Source organism: Corynebacterium sp. (genome assembly GCF_012837295.1).
Lineage (GTDB): Bacteria > Actinomycetota > Actinomycetes > Mycobacteriales > Mycobacteriaceae > Corynebacterium.
Map to the genome: position 1 here is coordinate 1 of NZ_DURI01000004.1, position 4756 is coordinate 4756.

General features: G+C 68.2%; 4 protein-coding genes and 1 pseudogene. All 5 read right to left on the reverse strand.

Annotated elements, in window-relative coordinates; translation table 11 throughout:
* Positions 1-1016, reverse strand: a 1016-nt coding sequence (locus GX015_RS00105; RefSeq protein WP_291341869.1) for a dicarboxylate/amino acid:cation symporter, incomplete at its 3' end; no start/stop codon positions are given.
* 251 nt (positions 1017-1267) lie between these two features.
* Positions 1268-2668, reverse strand: a complete 1401-nt coding sequence (locus GX015_RS00110; RefSeq protein ID WP_291341870.1) for a hypothetical protein — start codon at positions 2666-2668, stop codon at positions 1268-1270.
* A 168-nt stretch (positions 2669-2836) separates the two neighbouring features.
* Positions 2837-3634 (reverse strand): type I methionyl aminopeptidase, encoded by a 798-nt coding sequence (gene map, locus GX015_RS00115; RefSeq protein WP_113569987.1) that lies wholly within the window; start codon positions 3632-3634, stop codon positions 2837-2839.
* 122 nt (positions 3635-3756) lie between these two features.
* Positions 3757-4308 carry an adenylate kinase gene (locus tag GX015_RS00120; protein ID WP_046650840.1) on the reverse strand — a complete coding sequence of 184 codons (552 nt, stop codon included), beginning with the start codon at positions 4306-4308 and terminating at the stop codon, positions 3757-3759.
* Positions 4308-4756: pseudogene (locus tag GX015_RS00125) on the reverse strand (preprotein translocase subunit SecY); the annotation flags it as partial. The pseudogene GX015_RS00125 and the gene GX015_RS00120, both read right to left, overlap by 1 nt.

A 4756-nucleotide genomic window follows, 5' to 3' on the forward strand; every position in this document is an offset into this window, starting at 1 on the left:
ACGGCCGCCATGATCGCACCGCCGGGCACGCCGGGGGCGGCGACCATCATGATGCCGAGCATCAGAACGAAGCCCAACGCCATGCCGAAGGTCAGCTCCGCGCCCGTGAGGTACATGACGGCGAAGGCGAACAGGCCGATCTTCATCATCGAACCCGACAGGTGCACGGTCGCGCCGAGAGGAACGACGAACCCGGCGACGGACTCACTGACGCCATTGTTGCGCGTCGACTTCAGGGTGACCGGGATGGTCGCCGCCGACGACGACGTGCCCAGCGCGGTGAAGTACGCGGGCAGCATGTTCTTCAGCGCGCGGAACGGATTCACGCCGGCATACGCACCGGCGAGCAGGTACTGCAGGATCAGGATCACCCAGGTCATCAACGTCGCGAGCACCAGCACCTTCAGGAATGCCGACAGCGTCTCGGTGAGGTTGCCGTTCATGCCCATCGACAGGAACATGCCGAAGATGAACGGCGGCAGCAGCGGAATGACGAACTTCTCGATGACCTTCATGATCACCGACCGCAGCTCATCGGCGGCGGACATGAGGGTGTCCGACTTCACGGCGGTCATGGCGATGCCGACGGTGAACGCCAGCAGGAGCGCCGACATCACCGCGAAGGGCGGATCCATCTCGATGGTGAAGTACGGGGCCAGCCCGCCCTCGTCGATGTCGGCGGCCTCGAACAACTGCTGGTCGGCCAGCAGCCACGAGTAGGTGCCCATGGCGACTCCGTAGGCGATCAGGCCCGAGATGATCGTGGATGCGTAGGCGATGCCCACGGTGACGCCCAACCATTTGCCGGCGCCGCGGCCCAGGCTCGCGATGGCCGGCGTGATCAGCGCGAAGATCAGCACCGGCACGAAGAACCCGAGGAACCCGCTGAACAGCGAGTTGAACGTGACGAACACGCGGGCCAGCCATTCCGGGAAGAAGAAGCTGCAGACGATGCCGAGCAGGATCGCCACGATGATCTTGAACAGCAGCGAATTGAATATGCGGGAAGAGCTCATCGAACCTCGATCGATCGGTGTCGGGGGCCGCGCCGCATCGGGGCGGCCGCGGCGGCGCCGATGGGGGCGTCGGCCGGCCGTGTCCGGGCGCGGAACATGCACCTGAGATTACTTCAGGTAGTGCGGTTTCCTTAACGCGGGGCGGCTCGTGCGTCACTTCCGGCGCGGATCGGGACGAAGCTCACACGCGGGCGTCGTAAAGCAGGGTCCCGCTTTGCTTTACGACGGCCGTTCGGGGCGCGTCCGCCGTGCTATTTCACCACTCCGAGGTGCTTCAGGATCGCATCGACGGCGGCGAGGTCCTTCAGACCGTAGATCCGGATGACGGGGTGGTATTCGCCCTCGTCGGTGTCGTGGACGTACCGGACGTCATGGATGGTGACGTCGGCGTGCTCATCCTCGGGCCACGGGCCGTCGTAGCGTTCGTCGTCGGGGTCGCAGGGCTCGCTGACCTCCACCCAGGCGCCGTCGGCGGCGTCGTCGCGGGGGTATTCGTAGTCGATGAAGCACTCGTGGTCGTGGAAGCCCGGGCCGGGCAGCGTGCCGCGGGTGTCGAAGTGGACGGAGACATGCTCGCCTGGCTGAGCGAGCTCGGGCAGGCCGTTCGACGCCGCGAAGGCGTTGAGCTCCCGGCCGTAGCCGGTGCAGTAAAGCGAAAGGTTCTCGTACTTGCGGGCTTCGCCGTCGTGGCAATTGGCCAGCGAAGAGAACAGCGGCACCGGGTCGAAGAGGTCGAAGTAGTACCCGACGGCGGCGGGGATGTCGGCCCCCTGGGTGACGGGCTCCGGCGCGGGCCGGGTCTCCGGGCCCGCGGCGGGCGGCACCGTCGCCGGGTCGCGGTCGTCGACGTCGTATCCCCCGGGGGCCGCCGGCCCGAGGATCTCGTCGACCGATTCGCCGGTGCCGGGACCCTGCAGGGCGTTGACGGCGGCGAACGCCGCGCCCGCGACGCCGATGGCCACCAGCGCGGCGATCACCGGCCGCAGGATCTTCGACCGGCGGGGGTTCCGCGCGGGGGCCGGGGCCTTGCCCCGCCGCCACCCCGGGTCATCGGCGCCGCCGCGGGATTCCATGCCCATCATGCGGCGCAGCCGATCCGGATCCAGCGCGCCGACGGCGAGCATCTCCGTGGTGCACGTCGCCGGGCGGATGTGGCTGCCCTCGAGCTGGGGCAGGTACCGGTGGAAACCTGATTCGGTGCCGACCAGCACCGGCCACGTCTTCAGGGCGCCGGCGTCGGCGACCATCCGCGGCATGGCCACGGCCAGCGGCTCATGGGCGCCCGAGGTCAGACCCCTGCGGCCGTACACCTCGCCGGAGACGACGTCGCCGACGATGACCTCGCGGGGATCGCCCTCCCCGAACCGGACGGTGGCCAGCACCTCGGCGTCGGCCACGGTGCGCACCGCCCCGGCGCGCACGCCGAGTTCGTCGAGCATGGCGAACCAGCCGCCGATGACCTCGACGCTCATCGTCCGCGAATGGACGAGGATCAGCGTGACGGGCTCGGTGGAGGGGGTGCGGTCGGCGGCCTTCGCGATGAGCTCCGGCAGGTTCCCCGTGCCCAGCGGCGTGATGGAGCCCCGGTGCCGGATCGCCGCGGCGGGAACGTCCGCCGCGACGATCGCCAACTCCCAGAAAGAATCGGACATGGGGGCAAACCTATCCCGAATATCGGGGAAAGGCCCGGTGAATGCCCTTCCCCTTACCCCCTGTGGTATTCGGCGGGCGTCGCCGGGCTTGACGACGGCCCCTCGGCACGCGACCGGCGTACAGGCAGGGAGCGGCGGGCCGGGGCCTCGGGCGGAAACCGCCGGATGCTACGGCCGCGGCGTGAGAATGCGCGGCCCCTCGGCGGTGGCCGCCACGGTGTGCTCCCAGTGGGAGGCGGGCTGGCCGTCGGCGGTGACCACGGTCCAGCCGTCGTCGAGTTCGTCGGAGCCCCACTCGCCGCCGAGGATGAGCATCGGCTCGATGGCCAGCACCGAGCCCTCCTGGATGACGGGCCCCTTGCCGGGCTTGCCCTCGTTGGCCAGGAACGGCTCCATGTGCATCTCGCGGCCGATGCCGTGGCCGCCGTAACCGTCGACGATGCCCAGCTCGATGTCGTGGCGCAGCTCCGCCGCGCGCGTCGCCTGCTCGAGGGCATGGGAGATGTCGGTCAGTCGGGCACCGGGCACCATGGCGGCGATGCCCGCCTCCAGCACCTCGGAGGTGGCGACGTTGAGCTTCTCCCACTCCTCGGACAGCTTTCCGACGCCGAACGTCAGCGCCGAGTCACCGTGCCAGCCGTCCAGGATCGCGCCACAGTCGATGGACACCAGATCGCCTTCCGACAGCACCCGCTCCCGCGAGGGGATGCCGTGGACGATGACCTCGTTGACCGACGCGCACACCGACGCCGGGAACCCCTCGTAGCCCAGAAACGACGGCACCGCGCCCGCGGATGTGATGACCTCGTGGGCGACGTCGTTGAGATCCTGCGTCGTCGCACCCGGCACCGCGGCATCGCGCACCGCGACCAGCGCCCTGCCGACGATCTCGCCGGCGGCCTGCATGGCATCGAGCTCGGCGGGGGTCTTCGCGGGGACGGAGGGGCGCTTGCGTCGGATTCTGATCACGATCGGACAGACTACCCCGCCGCAGGAACAACCACGGACGGGCCCGCGCCTCACCATCCCCGGACGCGAAAAACCGGCGCACGCGATTCCTCGCGTGCGCCGGTCCGTCGTAAAGCGAACTACTTCAGCTTGTCCAGCTCCGCCATGGTCGCGGCGTTGATCTCCTCGACCGTGCCCTCCGCCTTGATCTTGATGACCTTGTCGGCGTAGTGGTCCAGCAGCGGCGCGGTCTCGCGCGCGTAGACCTGCATGCGGTTGCGGATGACGTCCTCGGTGTCGTCGGCGCGGCCGCGGGCGAGCATGCGCTCGACGACTACGTCCTCCGACACGTCGAACTGCACGACGCCGTCCAGGTCCAGGCCGAGGCCCTTCAGAATGCGCTCGAGCTCGTCGGCCTGGGGAACGGTGCGCGGGAAACCGTCGAGGAGGAAACCGGCCTTCGCGTCGTCCTCCTCCAGACGAGACTCGACCATGCGGACGGTCACGTCGTCGGGCACCAGGTTGCCGGCGTCCATGTAGGACTTGGCCTCGAGGCCCAGCGGCGTGCCCTCGCCGATGTTGGCGCGGAACAGATCGCCGGTGGAAATGTGCGGGACGCCCAACTTCTCGGAGAGAATGGCGGCCTGGGTGCCCTTGCCGGCACCGGGGGGACCAAGGAGAACGAGTCGCATTACTTCAAGAACCCTTCGTAGTTGCGTTGCATGAGCTGGCTTTCGATCTGCTTCACGGTCGTCAGAGCGACGGACACGAGAATCAGCAGGGCCGTACCACCGAACATACCGCCGGCCATGCCTCCCTGGCTGCTGCCGATGCCCAAATCGAGCATGAAGTTCGGCAGCACCGCGATGAGCGCGAGGTACAGGGAGCCGACCGCCAGCAGGCGGGTGATGACGTAGCCGAGGTATTCGGCGGTCGGGCGGCCGGGGCGGAAGCCCGGGATGAAGCCGCCGTACTTCTTCATGTTCTCGGCCTGATCGTTCGGGTCGTACTGAACCGAAGTGTAGAAGTACGAGAAGAACACGATCATGGCGAAGAAGATCACGATGTACTGCCAGCTCGACGGGGACAGCAGGTACTGGATGACGTTCTGCTGCCACCAGTTGTCCTGCGACGGGTTCT

Bases quoted from the DNA above. Each gene is read 5' to 3' on its own strand.
- GX015_RS00110 (WP_291341870.1), bottom strand. From the start codon at position 2,668: ATGTCCGATTCTTTCTGGGAGTTGGCGATCGTCGCGGCGGACGTTCCC.
- GX015_RS00120 (WP_046650840.1), bottom strand. From the start codon at position 4,308: ATGCGACTCGTTCTCCTTGGTCCCCCCGGTGCCGGCAAGGGCACCCAG.